The 19352-nt window shown below is 69.2% G+C and carries 17 protein-coding genes; 4 read left to right on the top strand and 13 right to left on the bottom strand.

Annotated elements, in window-relative coordinates:
* The 7 genes from IRG63_RS12950 to IRG63_RS12920 form a co-directional block, all read right to left on the bottom strand.
* The gene (locus IRG63_RS12950) at positions 1-777 is read right to left on the bottom strand and encodes an enoyl-CoA hydratase (RefSeq protein ID WP_193510378.1); all 777 of its coding nucleotides are present in this window, start codon (positions 775-777) and stop codon (positions 1-3) included.
* Positions 774-1697, bottom strand: coding sequence for a 3-hydroxyisobutyrate dehydrogenase (gene mmsB / locus IRG63_RS12945; RefSeq protein WP_210422616.1), 924 nt, complete (start codon positions 1695-1697; stop codon positions 774-776). Before mmsB ends, IRG63_RS12950 begins: the two co-directional genes overlap by 4 nt.
* A gap of 21 nt (positions 1698-1718) precedes the next feature.
* Complete coding sequence (locus IRG63_RS12940) at positions 1719-2786, bottom strand: enoyl-CoA hydratase/isomerase family protein (protein ID WP_168626472.1); 1068 nt, start codon at positions 2784-2786, stop codon at positions 1719-1721.
* On the bottom strand, positions 2783-3925 hold the full coding sequence (locus tag IRG63_RS12935; protein WP_168626910.1) for an acyl-CoA dehydrogenase family protein: 1143 nt from the start codon (positions 3923-3925) through the stop codon (positions 2783-2785). The genes IRG63_RS12940 and IRG63_RS12935 overlap by 4 nt, the downstream gene beginning before the upstream one ends.
* Positions 3926-4092: 167 nt before the next feature.
* Positions 4093-5547: an adenosylhomocysteinase gene (gene ahcY / locus IRG63_RS12930; RefSeq protein ID WP_193510377.1), complete on the bottom strand. Its 1455-nt coding sequence runs from the start codon at positions 5545-5547 to the stop codon at positions 4093-4095.
* 58 nt (positions 5548-5605) lie between these two features.
* The gene (locus tag IRG63_RS12925) at positions 5606-7018 is read right to left on the bottom strand and encodes a phosphomannomutase/phosphoglucomutase (protein WP_193510376.1); all 1413 of its coding nucleotides are present in this window, start codon (positions 7016-7018) and stop codon (positions 5606-5608) included.
* The gene (locus tag IRG63_RS12920) at positions 7008-7220 is read right to left on the bottom strand and encodes a DUF3499 family protein (RefSeq protein WP_168626469.1); all 213 of its coding nucleotides are present in this window, start codon (positions 7218-7220) and stop codon (positions 7008-7010) included. Before IRG63_RS12920 ends, IRG63_RS12925 begins: the two co-directional genes overlap by 11 nt.
* Positions 7221-7372: 152 nt before the next feature.
* Here IRG63_RS12920 and IRG63_RS12915 point away from each other — a divergent pair, with 152 nt between their 5' ends.
* A complete protein-coding gene (locus tag IRG63_RS12915; protein ID WP_168626468.1) occupies positions 7373-7804 on the top strand; it encodes a metallopeptidase family protein in 432 nt (143 codons plus the stop codon).
* Between the two features lie 4 nt (positions 7805-7808).
* Here the strand turns inward: IRG63_RS12915 and IRG63_RS12910 are convergent, their stop codons facing one another.
* From IRG63_RS12910 to galE, 4 genes are all read right to left on the bottom strand, one after another.
* Positions 7809-9275, bottom strand: a complete 1467-nt coding sequence (locus IRG63_RS12910) for a DUF5719 family protein (RefSeq protein ID WP_193510375.1) — start codon at positions 9273-9275, stop codon at positions 7809-7811.
* Positions 9272-12082: a glycosyltransferase family 2 protein gene (locus IRG63_RS12905; RefSeq protein ID WP_193510374.1), complete on the bottom strand. Its 2811-nt coding sequence runs from the start codon at positions 12080-12082 to the stop codon at positions 9272-9274. Before IRG63_RS12905 ends, IRG63_RS12910 begins: the two co-directional genes overlap by 4 nt.
* 10 nt (positions 12083-12092) lie before the next feature.
* A complete protein-coding gene (locus IRG63_RS12900; protein ID WP_168626465.1) occupies positions 12093-12416 on the bottom strand; it encodes a WhiB family transcriptional regulator in 324 nt (107 codons plus the stop codon).
* 99 nt (positions 12417-12515) lie between these two features.
* A complete protein-coding gene (gene galE / locus IRG63_RS12895; protein ID WP_193510373.1) occupies positions 12516-13487 on the bottom strand; it encodes a UDP-glucose 4-epimerase GalE in 972 nt (323 codons plus the stop codon).
* Between the two features lie 212 nt (positions 13488-13699).
* Between galE and IRG63_RS12890 the strand changes: the two genes are divergently transcribed.
* Positions 13700-14653: a GlxA family transcriptional regulator gene (locus IRG63_RS12890; protein ID WP_193510372.1), complete on the top strand. Its 954-nt coding sequence runs from the start codon at positions 13700-13702 to the stop codon at positions 14651-14653.
* A 149-nt stretch (positions 14654-14802) separates the two neighbouring features.
* On the opposite strand, the gene manA is transcribed toward IRG63_RS12890, so the two are convergent.
* Entirely contained in the window at positions 14803-15897 is a 1095-nt protein-coding gene (gene manA, locus IRG63_RS12885; protein ID WP_193510371.1) for a mannose-6-phosphate isomerase, class I, read from the bottom strand.
* A 179-nt stretch (positions 15898-16076) separates the two neighbouring features.
* Here manA and IRG63_RS14135 point away from each other — a divergent pair, with 179 nt between their 5' ends.
* Both IRG63_RS14135 and IRG63_RS12875 read left to right on the top strand, forming a co-directional pair.
* Entirely contained in the window at positions 16077-17360 is a 1284-nt protein-coding gene (locus IRG63_RS14135) for an O-antigen ligase family protein (RefSeq protein WP_370566268.1), read from the top strand.
* Positions 17357-18670, top strand: coding sequence for an O-antigen ligase family protein (locus tag IRG63_RS12875; RefSeq protein ID WP_349236139.1), 1314 nt, complete (start codon positions 17357-17359; stop codon positions 18668-18670). Before IRG63_RS14135 ends, IRG63_RS12875 begins: the two co-directional genes overlap by 4 nt.
* Here IRG63_RS12875 and IRG63_RS12870 read toward each other — a convergent pair.
* Positions 18644-19348, bottom strand: a complete 705-nt coding sequence (locus tag IRG63_RS12870; protein ID WP_168626461.1) for a class I SAM-dependent methyltransferase — start codon at positions 19346-19348, stop codon at positions 18644-18646. The genes IRG63_RS12875 and IRG63_RS12870 overlap by 27 nt on opposite strands.
* Positions 19349-19352 lie beyond the last annotated feature (4 nt).

Here is a 19352-nt window from a genome sequence, read left to right as displayed (position 1 = left end):
CTAGCGGCCCGTGAAGTTCGTGTCGCGCTTCTCGACGAAGGCCGCCATCCCCTCTTTCTGGTCGTCCAGGGCGAACATGCTGTAGAAGGTCCGGCGTTCGAACCGGATGCCCTCGGTGAGCGTCGATTCGAACGCGACGTTCACCGCTTCCTTCGCTGCCTGGATGACCGGCAGGGACTTGCCGGCGATCGTCGCGGCGACCGCCAACGCCTCCTCCAGCAGGTCGGCGGCCGGCACGATCCGGGACACCAGCCCGGCACGCTCGGCCTCCTCAGCTCCCATCGTGCGTCCGGTCAGGATGAGGTCCATCGCCTTCGCCTTACCGATGGCCCGCGTCATCCGCTGGCTGCCGCCCATCCCGGGGATGACGCCCAGGTTCACCTCTGGCTGCCCGAACTTCGCGGTGTCGGCGGCGATCAGGATGTCGCACATCATCGCCACCTCGCATCCGCCACCCAGCGCGTAGCCGGAGACCGCGGCGATCAGCGGCGTGCGGATGCGCGCGAACGCGTCCCATTCGTCGAACAGCCGCTCGGCGGCGACATCCTGTTGACTCTTGTCAGCCATCTCCTTGATGTCGGCCCCAGCGGCGAACGCGCGTTCCGAACCGGTGAGCACGATCGCGCCGATCTGCGGGTCACGGTCGAAGTGCACCGCCGCCGCCAGCACCTCGTGCATCACGGTCGCGTTGAGCGCGTTGAGCGCGTCCGGCCGGTTCAGGGTGATCAGCCCGACCCGGTCGCGCCTTTCGACGATGATGGTCTCGAATTCGGTCATGCGGCGCCCTTCTCGCTCTGATCCCGGATGCTGTTGATAATGCCCGAGAAATCCGTATCGGCGCCGCCGCTCTCGGCGAACCGCTGGTACAGCTCGTTCGCGAGCATGCCGATCTCGGCATGGACGCCGGTCGACTCGAGCGCGCGGGCGGCAAGCCCCAGGTCCTTGGCCATGAGCGCCGCCGCGAATCCGGGCTGGTAGTCCCGGTTGGCCGGGCTAGTCGGCACCGGGCCCGGGACCGGGCAGTTGGTGGTGAGCGCCCAGCACTGTCCGGATGCGTTGGACGCGACATCGAAGAGCGCCTGGTGGGAGAGTCCGAGCCGCTCCCCCAGCACGAACGCCTCGCTGACGCCGATCATCGAGATGCCCAGGATCAGGTTGTTGCACACCTTGGCGGCCTGCCCGAGCCCGGACTCGCCGCAGTGCACGACGCGCTTGCCCATGGTCTGCAGCACCGGCTCGGCAACCGCGAAGTCCTCGTCGGAACCGCCGACCATGAAGGCGAGCGTCGCTGCCTCAGCGCCGACCACGCCTCCCGACACCGGCGCATCCATCGCCCGATGACCGGCATCGTAGGCGAGCTGCGCGGCCCGCCTGGCGTCGTCGACCGCGATGGTCGACGAGTCGATGAACAGCGTGCCTGGGCGGGCGGCGCCGAGCAGCCCCTTCACCTCGTCGGTGCCGTTGTAGACGCGCATCACCTGGTCGCCGGTCTGCAGCATCGTGATGACGATGTCGGCGTCGGCCGCGGCCGATCCGGCCGACTCGGCGATCGGGATGCCGAGTGCGGTCGCCGCCTCGATCGCCGCTGGTGCGACGTCGAAGCCGCTGACCTCGTAGCCGGCTTTCATCAGATTCGCCGCCATCGGGCACCCCATGTGCCCGAGGCCGATGAACGCAATCTTCGTTGACATTGTCATCCCCTTCGTGAGCTGGTCGCGCTAGCCGCGCTGTTGCTGCTGTTCAACGAGGCCAAGGGTGAGATCATCGACCGGCTCGAAGAACTCGTCGATGTCTTCCTTGTTCAGGTCCTCGACGCGGTCCGGTTTCCACTTCGGCCTGCGGTCCTTGTCGATGACCTGCGCGCGCACGCCCTCGGCGAAGTCGCGGTGCTGCAGCGCGTGCAGCGAGACGCGGAACTCCTGCTCGAGCGCGTGCTCGAGCGTCTCCAGCTCGCGCGCCCGGCGCAGCGACTCGAACGCGACGCTGAGCGCAATCGGCGACTTGATGCTCACCGTCTCGGCCGCAGCGATGCTCTCCTCGGTCGCGATGTCGCGCAGCCGCTTCACGACATTGGCGACGGTGTCGGCGGAGAACGCCTCATCGATCCAGCCTTGCTGGGCCACCAGGTCGGATGTCGGCGGTTCGGTTGCGACCGCGGCGATCGCCTCATCGGCGGGGGTGGCCTCGAGCGCCTCGAGCAGGGCCGGGAGCCGGTCGGAGGGCACGAAACGGTCGGCGAAACCGGTGGCGATGGCATCCGCCCCCGACATCGGCTTCGCGGTGAGGGCGAGGTAGACGCCCAGCTCACCGGGCGCTCGCGATAGGAGCCAGCTGCCACCGACATCCGGGATGAACCCGATGCCGGTCTCCGGCATGCCCACCGTCGAGCGCTCGGTCACCACCCGGTGCGAGCCGTGCGCCGAGATGCCGACGCCGCCGCCGAGGGTGACACCGTCCATGATCGCAACGTACGGCTTGGGGTAGCCGGCAATGTACGCGTTCAGCCGGTACTCATCCGCCCAGAACCCGGCCGCCGCCTCGATGTCCTGCGACTTCGCGGCGTCGTACAGCGCGACGATGTCGCCGCCCGCGCACAGCCCGCGCTCGCCGGCGCCGGTGATGACGACCGTCTGCACGTCGTCGTCGGATGCCCACTCGACCAGGGTCTGCGTGAGCCGCTTGATCATAGGGTGGGTGAGCGCATTGATGGCGCGCGGACGGTTCAGCGTGATGTGGCCGAGCCTGCCCCGCTTCTCCGCGAGGATCTCCGCATCCGCGTCGCTCACGCCGCCTCCTCGATGAGTGAGCGCCCGATGATCATGCGCATGATCTCGTTGGTCCCCTCGAGGATCTGGTGCACGCGCAGGTCGCGCACCACCTTCTCAATGCCGTAGTCGGCGAGGTAGCCGTAGCCGCCGTGCAGTTGCAGCGCCGAGTTGGCGACCCGGAACGCCGCGTCGGTGGCGAACCGCTTCGCCATCGCGCACAGGGCGACGGCATCCGGATGCCCGGAGTCGAGCGCCTGGGCGGCGCGCACCACAAGCCCGCGGGCGGCCTGCAGGTCGGTTTCCATGTCGGCGAGGGTGAACACGATCGACTGGTTGTCCGCGAGCGGTGAGCCGAAGGCACGGCGTTCCTTGACGTAGGCGATAGTGCGCTCGTGCGCCCACTGCGCACCGCCGAGGGAGCACGCCGCCATGTTGATGCGTCCGCCGTTGAGACCCTTCATCGCGACGGTGAAGCCATCCCCCTCCGCTCCGAGCAGGTTGGCGGCTGGGACTCGCACGTCGTCGAGGATGACCTGACGGGTGGGCTGGGCGTTCCAACCCATCTTCTTCTCATTCGCGCCGAAAGACAGGCCCTGGGCATCCGCGGGCACGATGAACGCGCTGATGCCCTTCGGGCCGGCGTCGCCGGTGCGCGCCATCACGATGTAGACCGCGGAGGTGCCGGCGCCGGAGATGAACTGCTTGACCCCGTTGAGCACGTACACGTCGCCGTCGCGCACTGCGCTGGTGGCGAGAGATGCGGCATCCGACCCCGCACCGGGCTCGGTGAGGCAGTAGCTGCCGAGCTGCTCCATCGAGGCGAGCGCGGGCACCCAGGTCTGCCGCTGGTCGTCGTTGCCGAACGAGTCGATCATCCAGACGATCATGTTGTGGATGGAGATGTACGCCGCGATGGTGGTGTCGCCCTTGGCGAGCTCCTCGAAGATGATGGCCGCGTCTGTGCGACTGAGGCCGGCGCCTCCGACATCCTCGCCCGCGTAGACCCCGCCGAGGCCGAGCTCACCCGCGGCGCGCAGCACGTCGACCGGGAAATGTTTCGACTGGTCCCATTCGACGGCGTGTGGTGCCAGCTGGGACTGGGCGAATTCGCCGACCACTTCGATGAGTGCGCGTTGTTCGTCGCTCAGGTCGATCATGCTCTTCATTGCGCGTAACCCCCTGGTTCCTTGTGGGAGGGACAGTGAGCGCAAGCTTAGTGAGCGGTCCTAGGAGTCCGCCGCACCGCTTTCATCGAGTCGGGAGTTGTCGCCCAATTGGGCTCGCTCATAAGGGCAACTACTCCCGACTCGATGGATGCGGCGGGTCAGTAGCGGTAGTGGTCGACCTTGTACGGGCCGTCGAGGGGCACGCCGATGTACACCGCCTGCCGCGGCGTCAGGGTCGTCAGCTCGACCCCGAGCGCGTCGAGGTGCAGTCGGGCGACCTTCTCGTCCAGCTTCTTCGGCAGCACATAGACGCGCGTGTCGTAGTTGGCGCGATGCGCGTAGAGCTCGATCTGCGCGAGCACCTGGTTGCTGAACGAGTTGCTCATCACGAACGACGGATGCCCGGTCGCGTTGCCCAGGTTCATCAGCCGGCCCTCGGACAGCACCAGGATGCTGCGACCGCTCGGCAGGCGCCACTCGTGCACCTGCGGCTTGATCTCGACGCGCTCAGCACCGGCAAGCCGCTCGAGGCCGGCGATGTCGATCTCGTTGTCGAAGTGCCCCACGTTGGCGAGCACCGCGAGGTGCTTCATGCCGAGCATGTGCTCGACGGTGATGACGTTCTCGTTGCCGGTGCCGGTCACCCAGATATCGACCTCGTCCAGCACGCTCTCGACGCGAGCGACCTGGTAGCCGTCCATCGCCGCCTGCAGTGCGTTGATCGGGTCGATCTCGCTGACGATGACCCGGGCGCCCTGCCCGCGCAGCGCCTCCGCCGCACCCTTGCCGACATCGCCGTACCCGGCCACGAATGCGACCTTGCCGCCGATGAGCACGTCGGTTGCGCGGTTCAGGCCATCCGGAAGCGAATGCCGGATGCCGTACTTGTTGTCGAACTTCGACTTCGTCACCGAGTCGTTGACGTTGATCGCGGGGAACAGCAGCTGGGCGGCATCCTGCAGCTCGTAGAGGCGGTGCACACCGGTGGTTGTCTCCTCGGTGACGCCCTGGATACCGGCTGCGACCTTGGTCCAGTGGTTAGGGGAGGTTGCGAGCGACGAGCGCAGCACGTCGAGGATGACCCGCCACTCGTGGGTGTCGGTCTGGCTGGGGTTGGGCACCGCGCCCGCAGCCTCGAACTCGACGCCCTTGTGCACGAGCAGGGTCGCGTCGCCGCCGTCGTCCAGGATCATGTTCGGCCCGTCGAAGCCCTCGGCCGACCAGTCGAAGATCTGGGTGGCTGCCCACCAGTACTCCTCGAGGGTCTCGCCCTTCCAGGCGTACACCGGGACGCCAGCCGGCGCATCCGTCGTGCCGTTAGGGCCGACAACCACAGCCGCGGCCGCCTCGTCCTGGGTCGAGAAGATGTTGCAGCTGGCCCAGCGCACCTGCGCGCCGAGCGCGACCAGGGTCTCGATGAGCACCGCCGTCTGCACGGTCATGTGCAGGCTGCCGGCGATGCGCGCGCCCTTCAACGGCTGGGCCGCGCCGTACTCCGCGCGCAGGGCCATCAGGCCGGGCATCTCGTTCTCGGCGAGGCGCAACTGGTGCCGGCCGGCCTCGGCGAGGCTCAAGTCGGCGACCTTGTACGGCAGGGATGTGGTGACAGTCATGGCCTCATTCTTCCAGCCCGCGGCTCGCGTTACCTCGGCGGGTCGAAAAATGTGCGGGTCAGCCGCGGATGATGCCGAGCGCGCGGTCCCGGATGCGCTCCATGAGGTCGCGCGTGCCCGCTTCGACGTTCAGGCGCAGCAGCGGCTCGGTGTTGGACGGCCGCACGTTGAACCACCAGAATTCACCGTCGTCGTAGCCGCTGACGGTCAGGCCGTCGAGTTCGTCCAGTTCGGCGCCGGCGAACCCCTCGATCACGCGCGCGTACGCCGACGGCACATCCGTCACAGTCGAGTTGATCTCGCCGCTCTGGTGGTACGGCGAGTACCGACGCGACAGCGCCGACATCGGCTCGTCGTTCGCGCCGAACTCGGCGAGCACGTGCATCGCGGCGAGCATGCCGTTGTCCGCGCCCCAGAAGTCGCGGAAGTAGTAGTGCGCAGAGTGCTCGCCGCCGAAGATCGCGCCGGTGGCCGCCATCTCGTCCTTGATGAGCGAGTGCCCCACCCGGGTGCGCACCGGGATCGCCCCGGCGTTCTCGATCGCCTCCGGCACCGCGCGCGAGGTGATCAGGTTGTGGATGACGCAGAGCTCGCCGTCAGGGTCGGCGGCGCGTGCTCGGGCGATCTCCCGCAGCGCGACGATCGCGGTCACCGCCGACGGGTTCACCGCGGCGCCCTTCTCGTCCACCACGAAGCACCGGTCGGCGTCGCCGTCAAAGGCCAGCCCGAGATCCGCCTCGTGCTCGACCACGGCGCGCTGCAGGTCGACCAGGTTCGCGGGCTCGAGGGGGTTCGCCTCGTGGTTCGGGAACGTGCCGTCAAGTTCGAAGTACAGCGGCACGATCTCGATGGGCAGCTTCGGCAGCCCCGCCGCCTCGCCCAGCACGGCCGGGACGGTCATCCCACCCATGCCGTTGCCGGCGTCGACGACGATCTTCACCGGCCGGATGCCGCTCAGGTCGACCAGCTTGCGCAGGTACGCGGCGTAGTCGGCGAGCACGTCCAGTTCACGGTAGCCACCCGGCGTCTGCACCGCCCTGATGCCGTCGGCCAGGTAGTGCGTCGCCCGGTCCCGGATGGTCGCCAGCCCGGTGTCCAGGCTGATCCCGCGGGCGCCGGCACGGCTGAGCTTGATGCCGTTGTAGGTGGCAGGGTTGTGGCTCGCGGTGAACATCGCGGCCGGGGCGTTCAGGTGACCGGATGCGAAATAGCTCTGGTCCGTTGAGCACAGCCCGATCGAGACCACGTTGCCGCCGCGGGCCTGCGCGCCGCGCGCGAAGGCGGCCGCGAAGCCGGGTGAGGAGTCGCGCATGTCGTGGCCGACGACGACCTCGCTGCCGGCGGCATCCACCTCGTCGACGAATGCGGCACCGAATGCTTCGACGACCTCATCGGTGAGTTGGCTGCCGACCAGTCCCCGCACGTCGTAGGTCTTGACGAACTGCGTGAGGTCGACTCGTTCAGAGCTCATTGTTCAACGCTACATGACGGATAACCTGCCAGCCGCGGGGAGCCGAGAGCCGCTCGGCATGCACCGGGCACAGGTCGTAGCTGTGCGGCTCGTGCCTGTCGGAGAGGGGTCCGAGCACCGCCATCGAGTCCGCATAGACGTAGGTGAAGGTCTGCGTGGCCTCATTGGTGCACGCGACCTTGCTGCAGAGCCGACCGTCCATTTGCCCCACTGTACCGATCGGGGGGGCCTGGTCTGGGGAGGCTCCGCCACCAGCGCGCGCGAATTGTGCGAGTGCGCGCGCAATATCCCGCGCGCTCGGGGGCGCTCGCCCTGCGGCGACGGTCGCACACCCGCGGCGCGTAGAATCACGGCATGGCCCGCTCCCGACACACCGCCCCGACGCCGGTGCGACGTCGGGACCGGCACGGCCACGGCATCCGGTCGGCGGTCACCGGGCCGCTGCTGCCCCGGCTGTACTCGCGCGCGGGCCTCTTCGACCAGACCGTCGCCTCGACCGCCGAGTATTTGAAGGGCCTGTGGCCGGACGAGCTGGGCTCGACGCGCTTCGAGGTCGCCGCGCTCCCGCCCGGCCCAGAGCGCGGTCGCGTGCAGCGCTGGCAGGTCTTCCCCGCGGAACGCCGCATCGTGCTCTACCGGGTGCCGATCGAGCGACTCTCCCGCCTGCACCGCCGCGACGACCTGCACCGCCGGATGCTGGTCGAGAGCTGTGTGTTCCGCGCGGTCGCCGAGCTCCTCGGCCGCGATCCGTGGGACCTCGCCCCGGACCGCTTCCGCCACTTCTAGTCCGCTAGAGCAGCACCCGGATGTCGCGCGCGAGCGGCGAGGGACCGGTCACCACGAACCCAGCCAATTCGGTCGCGCCGCGGTAGCTCACCGACACATGCAGCTGGTCGAAACCGTCCAGTTCGAACGTGCCGCCTGCCGGAACCGGCATAACAGCAGCAGCACCAGCCGGTACGCTCACCGTCTCCTCGCTGCCGGTCTCTGACCTGACCGTGACCTCGGCATCCTGCTCGGTGGGGTTGACCAGATGCAGCGCAGCCCACGGCCCCGGGGCGATGCTCAGCAGGGCCGGTTCGCTCAGGACAGGAGCGGCTCCGAACCACGCGAAGTCGGTGCCGCCTTCCCCATCGGCTGTGGTTGACCGCGCTGCGGCGACGACCGGCAACGTCGCGTCGACACGCACGGTGTAGGAGCCGTCCTCGATGTGGTCGAGCGCGACGTCGATGACCTGTCCGGCGGTCAAGTCGATCGCGACCGGGTCGACGGCGGGCGACCCGTCCTCGGGCGTCATGCTGAGCATGGCTGTCGCGTCCTCGTTGCCCGGCGCCAGCAACCGGATGACCGCGCCGGCGTCGTCGACCGTGGCACCGGCGGTGAGCTCTTCGGCCGCGTGACCGCCATTGATGACGAACCCGGGGATCACGATGCCGGTCGACGGCGCATTGACGCCGCCGATCAGGTCGACGCCACTGGGCGCGAGGGTGCGCACGATCGATTGCTGCAGCGTCGCCACGATCTCCCCGCCGCGGCTCACAACCCGGATGACCGGCGACGCGGCATCCGGGGCGAACCCGGCCAGCGGCAGCACCCGCTCTCCCCCTGGCGGCACAACGATGCCGTCGGTGCCGGCCGCGGTGATGATCCCGTTCTCGGTGTGGATGGTGAGGTCGACCAGGGAGTCGACCGTGCTCGGATTGACCAAGCGGATGAGGGTGACCCGTCCGGTGGTCGATGCCCCGCCGACCAGCCAGGTCTGGCTAGTCGGCATCGCGCACTGCGCCGCCGCGAACCCGGCGAACTCCCCGCCGGCCTGGCTCTGACTGGCACCGAACGTGGACTGCTCCGGCCCGGTCGGCTCGAGCGTGACGCGGTGCGGTCCCCCGGCGCCACCGGCCATCGGCTGCAGCCGCGGCATGCCGTCGGTCGCGGCGAAGCGGATGTCGGGCTCGCCGATCGGGGCGACCGCGCGGGCGTCCTGGCCGCTCTCGTCGCCGAACCTCAACAGCGAGCCGGCGCACACGCGCTCCTGCGCGGCTGCTGTCGGATGCACGTCCAGCGCTCGCACATCGCCGCCAACCGTCGGCAGCGGAAGCCAGGTCGCGCCGGCGATCGCGAGCGCGGCGACACCGACCCCCACCGCGCCGGTCAGCACGCGTGCCCCGACGACCACCGCCGAGCGTCCCTTGGGGGCCGGGGCGGGTTCGGTGGCGAGTTCCTCCGGTGCCTCTTCGAAGTCGGTCGCGTCGGTCATTCCTCACCGCTTTCGAACGTGTCGGCTTCTCCGGCGGGTCCGCGTCCGCCGTACACCTTCCGCCTAGTCCCGAACGGCAGCGCAAGCAGCACCGCGATGCCGAACACCACGCCTTGGCCGATCAGGATGCCGCGGCCGATTGCGGTGTCGGTGTTGCCCGGATGCTCGGGCTGGGCTGCCAGCTCGCCGTCGAACCGCCACAGGTTGCCGTCGACTGTCCCGCCGGCGGCGGTCAGCGCGTCGTTGGCGTTCAGCGCGTCGGATGCACGCCGCTGGGTGTCGGCGTCGCCGTGCGTGAGCACGATGAAGCCGATGCCGAGCTCGGCCAGCTCTGCGGCGCTGTCGAAGCCGCTGCGTGACACCAGGTTGCCGGCGAGTTTGGCGATGCGCTGCTGCTCGGCGCTGGCTCGGGCGGCTGTGGTCGCGAGCGTCGACTGGTCGTCGAGGGTCGCCCCTGCGCCGCGCTGCAACTTGGCGGCGACCTGGTCGTCTGGCCTCGGCGAGAGGACGAGCGTGCCGACATCCGGTTGCTGGTCGGCGAGCGCATTCACCAGCGCGGGCACGATCGGGCGGCTCGAAGGGGCAACCGCGGCCACGCCGATCAGGATGGCGCCCAGCAACGGCACCGCGACGGTGGCGGCGGTGATGCCGGTGAGCAGCGCGGATGACGTTGCCGCCCGCCCGAGGGCGTCGAGCGCGACGAGGGCGGCGGCGATGAGTCCGAGCCAGAACAGGCTGAGTCCGGACCCGGGCCACACCGTCACCGGCTGGCCGCCGACAGAGGCCAGCGCCAGATGCGTCGCGGCAACCGCGGTGAGGTAGCCGAGCAGCGCGGTCAGCGTGGCCGGGATGGCGCGGTAGGTCCCGCGAAGGAACAGGGAAAGGAGGGCGAGCACCGCGAGCGGCGCGAGCAGGCCGGCGATGACGAACGGCGCGATGGAGTCGGGCACGCCGAGCGCCGTCAGCAGCTGCGGCCAGCCGAGCAGGCTGCCATCGGCGTCGCCGAGAGCGAGCCGCCATCCGGATGCCGCGTCACCGGACACAGGCACGCCAGGGTCGGCGAACACGGCCAGCGGTGTGCCGCGCACGAACTGGGTGACAACCAGGGGCGCGAACAGCGCGAGCAGCGGGATCGGGACGCCGATCGTGCGCAGCAGCGCGCGCGGGCGGGCGATGAGAGCGCCGAGCCAGAGCAGCAGCAGCGCGGGGATCAGCACCGGCGCCGACGCGCCGACCACCGCCAGCAGGATGCTGGCCGCCGCGCCTGCCGCCAGCGACCGACCGGAGCCGATCACCGCGAGCGCGAGCCATGGCAACGCAAGGTGGGCGATCGCGGCGCCGAGCTGTCCGCTCGCGAGGGAGGACAGCAGCGGCGGCGCCACGGCCCACAGCAGTGCGGCCAGCACCGGCAGCCAGCGCGTTGTGGTGAGGCGGCGCGCGCAGCACCACGCGCCGAGCGCAGCCAGCGGCAGCGCGGCCAGGTAGAGCAGCAGGATCGAGTAGCTCGGCGCCCAGAAGGTGATGGAGCCGAGCACGGCGAGGACAGCGGCGAACGGGTCGGCGGCGCCGAGGAAGCCGGTGCCGAGTTCGCGCCAGCCGTAGCCGACGTTGCCCCACAGGTCGCCGACGTCGGTGCCCAGCGGCAGCAACCCGCCGCCTCTCAGCACGCTGGCGCCGAGGAGCGGCGCGAACGCGATCAGGCCGACGACCGCCATCGCGACCACCGCCCACAGCCCGCCGTCGCCCAGGAAGCTGGCCCGCGGGACGGGGATGCCGCCCACGTCGTCGATGAGCGCGGCCTCGCGGGCCTGCGCCCGGCGCTCGCGGAGCTCGCCCAGTCGCATCCGGAGACCGGCGATGGCCGCCCAGCCGACCGTCCGGGTGCGGCGCAGGTTACGGCGCGCGGGCAGCACCGAACCGTCGACCAGCGCGCGGAAGGCCGCCGAGAACTCGGCCGGGACCAGACCCGGATGCTTGGAGAGCAGGTGCGCGAGGGACCGGAGGACCGCGAGGGGCAGGAACGACAGCCAGTGCACGACCATCGCCAGCGCCGGTGCGTAGACCATCCGCCGGTGCAGTTCGGCCGAGCGGGTGATGCGGAACCGCCGCGCAGTGGAAAGCGGGCGCGCGCCGAAGGTTTCGGCGCCGCCCGCGCTGAGCACCCGCGCGCGCGGCACGAGGATCACGCGGTGGCCGGCGAGGCGAGCGCGGATGCAGAAGTCGAGGGCCGCGTCGATGCTGGGCAGGCCTGGGTCGAAGCCGCCGAGGCGGGCCCACAGCGTGCGGCGCACCAGCATGCCGCCGCCGGCGATCCCGAGCACGTCGTCGCGGCGGTCGTGTTGGCCCTGGTCCAGCTCGCCGTGGACGAGTTCCACACGCGCGCCCAGGGTGCTGACGGTCTCACCGAAGGAGTCGATCAGGTGCGGCTCGCTGCTGCGCATGAGCTTCGGGCCGGCGACGGCGACGGAGGGCGCGATCTCGACCGCGCCCAGCAGGCGCTCGAGCGCGTGTTCATCCGGGGCGTTGTCCTCGCGCAGCAGCCAGAGCCACTCCTCTTCGGACTCCGGCGGGGCGGCGACGTGCACCGCGTGGCTGACCGCGCCGCCGAAAGTGGTGCCCGCCCGCGCGGAGACGACGTGGCCGGGGCCGAACCTGGCGATCAACTGGGTGATCTGGGCGGTGGAGCCGACCTCGACGACGATGACCGCATCCGGTGCCCGCGTCTGGGCGCCAAGGGCACGAAGAGTCTTGTCGAGATTCTCGGCCCCGGACTGGGCAACGAGGATCGCGGTGACTCTGGGGTGCATTGAGTTGACGTTACGCGCGTTTGCGCAGCTTGCGGCGTTCCCTCTCGGAGAGTCCGCCCCAGATGCCGAACCGTTCGTCGTTCTCGAGCGCGTACTCCAGGCACTGCGACTTCACTTCACAGGACGCGCAGATCTTCTTCGCGTCGCGGGTCGAGCCGCCCTTCTCCGGAAAGAAGGCCTCCGGGTCGGTCTGCGCGCACAGCGCGTCCGACTGCCACGCCAGAGCACTGTCGTCGTCGCCAACGCTCGTCGGCCGAACGCCCGGTACGCCCAGCTGAACCGGGTCGATAAACCAGTCGTCGGGGACCCCTCGTCGTTGCTCGGCAATCGCCATAGCACACCCTCCCCGTTCTCCATGTGTGCGACGTGCGCAACACTTGGAGATAATTACACTCTTGTAATTCGCGTAGGTCAAGTCGCGAATGTTAAACCCTCAAGTGGTTGCTGAAGGTTCACGACGCGCCGACCAGGCACTTTCCACCATGTCGGAAAGGCTGTTCCGCATCCCCCAGTCGAGATCTCGCGCTGCGAGATTCCCCGACGCGACAATTCTCGCAGGATCTCCCGGACGGCGCGCCCCGACTTCGGGGGTGAAGTCGACGCCGGTGACTGCGGCGATTTCCTTCATGATCTGCGCCACCGAGACACCATTGCCGCTGCCGAGGTTGTAGGCGGGTTCGATCGGCGCGCCGGTTTCGAGCCGGTGCGCGGCGGATGCGTGGGCGAGCGCGACGTCAGCGACGTGCACGTAGTCGCGCACACACGTGCCATCCGGCGTCGGGTAGTCGTCGCCGTGGATGGTTGGTGTCTCGCCGTCGAGGAGACGCTCGAAGACGATCGGGAACAGGTTGTGCGGGCTCACGTCGTAGACGTCGGGCAGGCCGCTGCCGACGACGTTGAAGTAGCGCAGGCTCGTGTGCTTCAGGCCGGTGGCGATGGCTTGGTCGCGCAGCAGCCATTCCCCGATGAGTTTGGTCTCGCCATAGGGAGATTCGGGGGCGGTGCGGGTGTCCTCTGTGACGAGGTCGACATCGGGGTTGCCGTAGACGGAGGCGCTCGAGGAGAAGACCAGCTTGTCGATCCCGGATGCGGCCATCGCGCCGAGCAGCGTCGCGGTGCCGGTGACATTGACCTCATACGTGTGCAGCGGCCGCTGAACCGAGACGCCGGCGAACTTGAAGCCGGCCAGGTGCACCACGCCGGTGATGCCGTGGCGCTGCATGGTGCGCAGCAGCAGGTCGCCGTCGAGGATGGAGCCGCGCACGAACTGGGCGCCCGGCGGGACGAACTCGATGCGGCCGGTGGAGAGGTCGTCGAGCACGACGACGTTCCGGCCGGATTCCTGCAGCGCCGCGGCGACGTGCGAGCCGATGTAGCCGGCGCCGCCGGTCACGAGCCAAGTCATCCCCCAAGGCTAGCGGCGCGCCTGGTGTCAACTGAAGCGGGTCGGGATGCGGCGATAGCCGTCGCGGTGCACGAGGTTCGCGGTGGCCGAGATGGCCGCGACTGCGATGGTGGCGAGTACGAGAATCATGGCAGTAATTCTTTGCCTAGGGTTTTCCTGCCACTAGTGGCAGTATGGACAGCATTAGGTCCATTCCTGCCACGGGAGGCGCCATGCTCAACAAGGTCGTTCTGCTTGCGATCCCCGGTGTCGCGCCGTTCGAGTTCGGCACCATCTGCGAGGTATTCGGCATCGACCGCACCGAGAGCGGCGGGCCGGCATTCGACTTCACAATCGCCACGTCGCGGCCGGGAAGGGTGCGCACGTCCCAAGGCTTCGACATCGTGATGGAGAACGATCTCAGCGCTGCGGCGGATGCCGACCTGCTCGCGGTGCCCGCGCACAGTGTCGACGAGGTCGACGATGAGGTGCTCGAGGTCATCCGGGCTGCCGAGCGGCGCGGGGCGTGGGTGCTGAGCGTCTGCTCCGGTGCGTTCGTGCTCGCGCAGGCTGGCGTCCTGGACGGCCGCGCCGCCACCACCCATTGGATGTACACCGACAAGCTCGCTCGCGAGTATCCCGGCACGACCGTGAACCCGGATGTGCTGTTCGTCGAGGACGGCAACGTCGTGACCAGCGCCGGCACGGCATCCGGAATCGACGCGGCCCTGCACATCGTGCGGAAGGAGCTCGGTGCGGCGGCGGCGAACGTGATCGCGCGCCGGATGGTGGTGCCTCCGCAGCGGGACGGCGGGCAGTCGCAATACATCGACACGCCGATCCCGGAGTGCAAGAGCGACTCGCTCGCGCCGGTGATCGAGTGGATGCTCGAGCACCTCGACGAGGAGCTCACCGTCGATCAGCTGGCGCGGCGCGCGCTCATGTCGTCGCGCACGTTCGCCAGGCGGTTCAGGGCGGAGACCGGCACGACGCCTGCAGCCTGGCTGAACCGTCAGCGGCTCGTGCGTGCGCAGCAGCTGCTCGAGCAGAGCGACCTGAGCCTCGAGCAGGTGGCGGCGCGCACCGGGTTCGGGGCGGCGGCGGTCATGCGGCACCACTTCGTCAAGTCGCTGCAGACAACCCCGACCGCGTACCGCCGCACCTTCGGGGAGCGCGTGCCGGCGTAACCGCCCCGGTCCTGTTGCACGACCGCGTTATGCAGGAGATTCCCTGTTGTGCAGGACTTTCGGCCGTCTGGGGACCTCCCATGGGCATCCGGGGCCATTCGCCAGGGAAAGTCCTGCATAACAGGGTTTCGGCCCGATAACCGGTGCCGTCAGCAGGTGGTCGCCACGAAGAGGTCGCCGGCTCCGGCGATGGTGAGCGGCCCGGCATCCGGGGCCACGTATAGAGACTCACCGCGCTCGATCCGCAACGCATCGCCGCCGTGCGCCACCTCGAACCCGCCGGCCGTGCACACGACCACCATCGGCCGCCCGCCGCCGATCGCCGCATCGCCGGTGACGTGCAGCAATTCGAAGCCCGGGCCATCCGGACGGTACGCCGTCACCGACGCCCTCACCTCGATGGCACCGAGACGCGGTTCGGCCAGCTCGGTGAAGTCGGTCAGCGCCAGCAACTCTGGCACGTCAACGTGCTTGGGGGTGAGTCCGCAGCGCACGATGTTGTCGGAGCTGGCCATCAGTTCCATGCCGATGCCGCTCAGGTAGGCGTGGATGTTCCCGGCTGGCATGTACAGCGCCTCGCCGCGCCGCAGCGTCACCCGGTTCAGCAGCAGCGACACGACGATGCCCGGGTCGCCCGGGTACGCCTCGGCGAGGGTGCGCGCGGTCTCCAGCGCGATCCCGTCGCCGGATGCGGCGAGCGCCGTCACCTCAGCGATGAGGTCGTCGACTCCGTCGCCGCGGGTGACGAGCCATTCGACGGTGCCCGGCAGGTCATCCAGCCGTCCGGCGAGACCCGTCAGACCGAGGCCGGTGAGGAGCTCACGGGTCTGCTCGACCGGCCGGAACCCGCACAGCGCCTCGAACCGGTCGCCGAGCGCGACGACGATCTCGGGTTTCGCGAACGGGTCCTTGTAGTTGCGGTGCGGCGCATCCAGCGGGATGCCCGCAGCGTTCTCCCGCTCGAAGCCCGCGGCTGCCTGCTCGGCGTTCGGGTGCACCTGCAGTGACAGCGGCCCACCCGCGGCGAGGATCTTCAGCAGGAACGGCAACGGCTCACCGGATGCCGCGAGCCACTCGTCAAGACCCCGCCCGTCATCGAGAACGCGGGCCGGCGACCCCGGATGCGAGCCGAACCAGAGCTCCGCCTCCGGCCCGCCGGATGGCGCTGTCCCGAGCAGGTCGGCGATCGCTGTGTGCGAGCCCCACGCGTACGGGCGCGGCGAATTGGCGATGCGCACGAGCACGGGCCACTCCTTCGCCGAAGCGACGTCATCGGGGCGATCACGTCGAGCACTCAACGCTACCAATGGCGCTCACCCTTCCCCCAATTGCCCACTTCCGCCCCTGTTTCGGGCCAAATTGGGGGCCAAAGTGGGCAACTCGGCTCCGAACCATCGCGCAAGCCCGCCGATAGTCTTGGGGCGTGGACGGTGCGCGCTTCAGAATGGGCTTCGCGATCCTGACACTGTTCACGGTGCTGGCTGGCGACGCCTGGCGCTACACCCTCAGCTGGTGGGGCTACAGCGTCATCGCCATCGCCATCGCGACGGTGAGCGTTCTGATCCTCATCCGCGAGCGCGACCGCTGGCGTTTCGGCGGCCTCCCGCTGCCGCTAGTCCTTTTCGTCGCCTTCGCCGCGCTGAGCACGGCGTGGTCCTTCTACCCCGGCTCCACCGCGCTCGCGGCCCTCACCACCCTGATGACGGTGACCGCCGGCACCGCCCTGGGCGTCGCCTACTCGTGGGCTCAACTGCTGAAGGCCCTCGGCTGGGCGTTGCGCTTCATCCTGGGCCTGTCGCTGCTGTTCGAGTTCGTGGTGGGCGCCTTCATCCGGCAGCCGGTGCTGCCGCTGTGGGTGGACTATCCGGATGGCGACCTTCCCAAGCTGCTCTACTGGTCGCGCGACCTGCTCTTCGACGGCGGCAAGATCCAGGGCATCGTCGGCAACTCGAGCCTGCTCGCGATGATCGCGCTGCTCGCGGCGATCGTCTTCGGCATCCAGCTCGCCTGCCGCTCGGTGAACAAGTACTGGGGCTGGGTGTGGCTCATCACAGCCACGATCGTGATCGGGATGACCCGCTCTCCCACCATCTACGCGGCTCTCGCCGCCATCGCGTTCGTGCTGTTCGTCGTGCTGCTGCTGCGCAAGTCGAGAACACCCGGCCAGCGCACCGCCGTCTACGCCAGCGCGGTGATCGCCCTCGGCGCTGGCGTCGCCGTCATTATCGCCTTCGGCCAGCAACTGCTGGAGGCAGTCGGCAAGTCGCCTGACCTCACCGGGCGCCTCGGCATCTGGGAGACCGTGATCGGCATGGCTGAGGAGCGCCCGTGGGTCGGCTGGGGCTGGGTCAGCTTCTGGACGCCGTGGGTCGAGCCGTTCGACGACCTGGTCTTCCACGCCGGCGTCGTGCAGCTGCACGCCCACAACGCGTGGCTGGACGTGTGGATGCAGCTCGGCATCGTCGGCCTAGTCCTCTTCGGCATCCTGGTACTCACCGCGTTGGTGAAGGCGTGGCAGCACGCGGTCGACCGGCCGCAGCAGCTTCCGGATGCGCCGCAGCCGTACACCGCGATCACGCTGCTGCCGCTGCTGATCATGGTTGCGCTGATCGTCCAGTCGCTTGCGGAATCGCGGCTGCTGATCGAATACGGGCTGGTGCTGTTGACCGTTGTCGCGGTCAAGACGAAACGGCGTGAGCTGACGTGAGGGCGGGGCAGCGGTTCGACGTGACGATGGCGTTCCTGTCATCGGCGAGGTTCGTGACCGCGCTCACCACCGCATCCGTCGGCACCGCCCTGCTGGCGTTCTCGATCCGGCAGACGATCGGCTGGGCCGGGCTGTTCACCATCCTGATCATCGAGGTGGCGCTGTTCGCGATCGCGCTCATCGGACGCCGCGGTGAGATCGAGTGGAGCGGCCTGCTGCCGATTTCGCTGATGGTGTTCATGGGCTGGGCCGTCCTGTCGATGTTCTGGAGCGTGTACCAGTGGGCGACACTCGGCGGGCTGCTGTATTCGCTGGTCTTCACGGTGCTGGGCGTCTCGGTGGCGCTGCTGCGCGACACGATCCAGATCGTGCGCGCGTTCGGCGATGTGTTCCGGTTCGTGTTGCTCCTGTCGGTCGCGATCGAGGTGCTGAGCGGGCTGCTGATCGATACTCCGATCTGGTACCTGGACATCCGGGGCAACCTGGACCGTGGCGGGCCGATCCAGGGCGTGCTCGGCGGCAACGACCAACTCGGGGTGGCCGCGCTGATCGCGTTGATCACCTTCGCGATGGAGTGGACCACGAGGTCGATCCGCCAAGAGGTCGCGATCGGGTCGATGGTGCTCGCGGCGGTCGCCCTGCTGTTCAGCCGGTCGCCGATCGCCTACGGCGCGCTGCTGGTGGTCGCCATCGCGGCCGTGGCGCTGATGCTGCTGCGACGGCTGACGCCGGAACGCCGGCGCAACTGGCAGATCGGCCTGCTCGGCGGGCTCGGGGTGCTCGGTGTCGCGACCTGGCTGGCGCGCGGGGTGATCATCGACGCCTTGGATGCGACCCGCGAGCTCACCTCGAGGCTGCGGCTGTGGCGCGAGGTATGGGACTTCATCCCGCTGCACCAGCTCGAGGGCTGGGGCTGGATCGGGCATTGGCGGATGGAGTTGCCGCCGTACTACACGTTCGTGCCGCTGCGGGATGACCCGACCGAGTCGGCCGGGAACGCCTGGCTGGATGTCTGGCTGCAGCTCGGACTCGTCGGGCTGGTGGGATTCATTGTGCTGGTCGTGCTCGCCTTCACGCGGTCGTGGCTGCTCGCGGCGAAGCAGCGCAGTGTCGTCTACCTCTGGCCTGCCTTGGTGCTCGTAGTGCTCGTGATCAGTTCGCTCGCCGAAAGCCTCGTGCTGGTGGAATTCGGATGGCTGACGCTGGTCGTCTGCACCGTGAAAGCGTCCCGCGAGCTGAGTTGGCGGCAGGCGTTCAGCACGTCCGCCCCGAGGCCGCCGGAACTACCGCACGAGCGCCCCGCCGCCTGAACGGCGGGCGAGCACCCAGATGTGGCGACGGCCCAGCGGCAGGATGTCGACCGTGACGTCTCCGGACGGGTGCCGGCGCAGCGTGTTCTCAGCAACCCGTGCCCCACGCCATGCCCGGCTCAGCGTGCGGCGGCCCCGCAGCAGGTGCCAGACGTGGCCGACCCAGTCCAGCATGCGCGGCACGACCCCGCCGCGCCGGAACTGGATGAGCGCCCAGCCGCCCGGCGCGAGCACGCGAAGGGCCTCGGCGAAGTACCGCTCCTGCGCCTGGGCGGTCGGCACGTGCTGCATGGTGATGTAGGAGAAGACGGCGTCAACCGAAGCATCCGGGACCGGCAAATCGCCCTCCCCCGACACTTCGACGTACGAGACGTTCGGCAGGTCGGCCAGGTTTGTCCGCGCACGAGACAGCATCTCGTCGCTCACGTCGGTCGCGACCACCGAGCCCGCCAGCTCGGCCAGTCGGCGCGTCATCCGCCCGACGCCTGACCCGATCTCGAGAAGACGCTCGTCCCCGCGCAGCTTCAGGCCAGCGAACGACAGGAACGTGTCGACCTCCCGCGCGCCACTGGCGAAGAACTCGGCGCTTTCGGTCGTGTACCCGGTCGCGATGTGCCACGCAGCGTTCTCGCGCGCGGCGCGGTTCCAGAACCGCTTGGAGGCCTCAGGTTGGATCACGTCG

Origin of the sequence: Cryobacterium sp. BB736 (assembly GCF_014980265.1) — a bacterium.
In the GTDB taxonomy this organism is placed as follows: domain Bacteria; phylum Actinomycetota; class Actinomycetes; order Actinomycetales; family Microbacteriaceae; genus Terrimesophilobacter.
The sequence above is the reverse complement of the archived record's forward strand: the minus strand, read 5'-3'. Positions and strand labels throughout refer to the sequence as shown.

Bases quoted from the DNA above. Each gene is read 5' to 3' on its own strand.
- IRG63_RS12920 (WP_168626469.1), bottom strand. From the start codon at position 7,220: ATGGACGGTCGGCTCTGCAGCAAGGTCGCGTGCACCAATGAGGCCACG.
- IRG63_RS12910 (WP_193510375.1), bottom strand. From the start codon at position 9,275: ATGACCGACGCGACCGACTTCGAAGAGGCACCGGAGGAACTCGCCACC.
- IRG63_RS12905 (WP_193510374.1), bottom strand. From the start codon at position 12,082: ATGCACCCCAGAGTCACCGCGATCCTCGTTGCCCAGTCCGGGGCCGAG.
- IRG63_RS12915 (WP_168626468.1), top strand. From the start codon at position 7,373: ATGGCCCGCTCCCGACACACCGCCCCGACGCCGGTGCGACGTCGGGAC.
- IRG63_RS12890 (WP_193510372.1), top strand. From the start codon at position 13,700: ATGCTCAACAAGGTCGTTCTGCTTGCGATCCCCGGTGTCGCGCCGTTC.
- IRG63_RS12925 (WP_193510376.1), bottom strand. From the start codon at position 7,018: ATGAGCTCTGAACGAGTCGACCTCACGCAGTTCGTCAAGACCTACGAC.
- ahcY (WP_193510377.1), bottom strand. From the start codon at position 5,547: ATGACTGTCACCACATCCCTGCCGTACAAGGTCGCCGACTTGAGCCTC.
- IRG63_RS12950 (WP_193510378.1), bottom strand. From the start codon at position 777: ATGACCGAATTCGAGACCATCATCGTCGAAAGGCGCGACCGGGTCGGG.
- IRG63_RS12900 (WP_168626465.1), bottom strand. From the start codon at position 12,416: ATGGCGATTGCCGAGCAACGACGAGGGGTCCCCGACGACTGGTTTATC.
- galE (WP_193510373.1), bottom strand. From the start codon at position 13,487: ATGACTTGGCTCGTGACCGGCGGCGCCGGCTACATCGGCTCGCACGTC.
- mmsB (WP_210422616.1), bottom strand. From the start codon at position 1,697: ATGACAATGTCAACGAAGATTGCGTTCATCGGCCTCGGGCACATGGGG.
- IRG63_RS12935 (WP_168626910.1), bottom strand. From the start codon at position 3,925: ATGATCGACCTGAGCGACGAACAACGCGCACTCATCGAAGTGGTCGGC.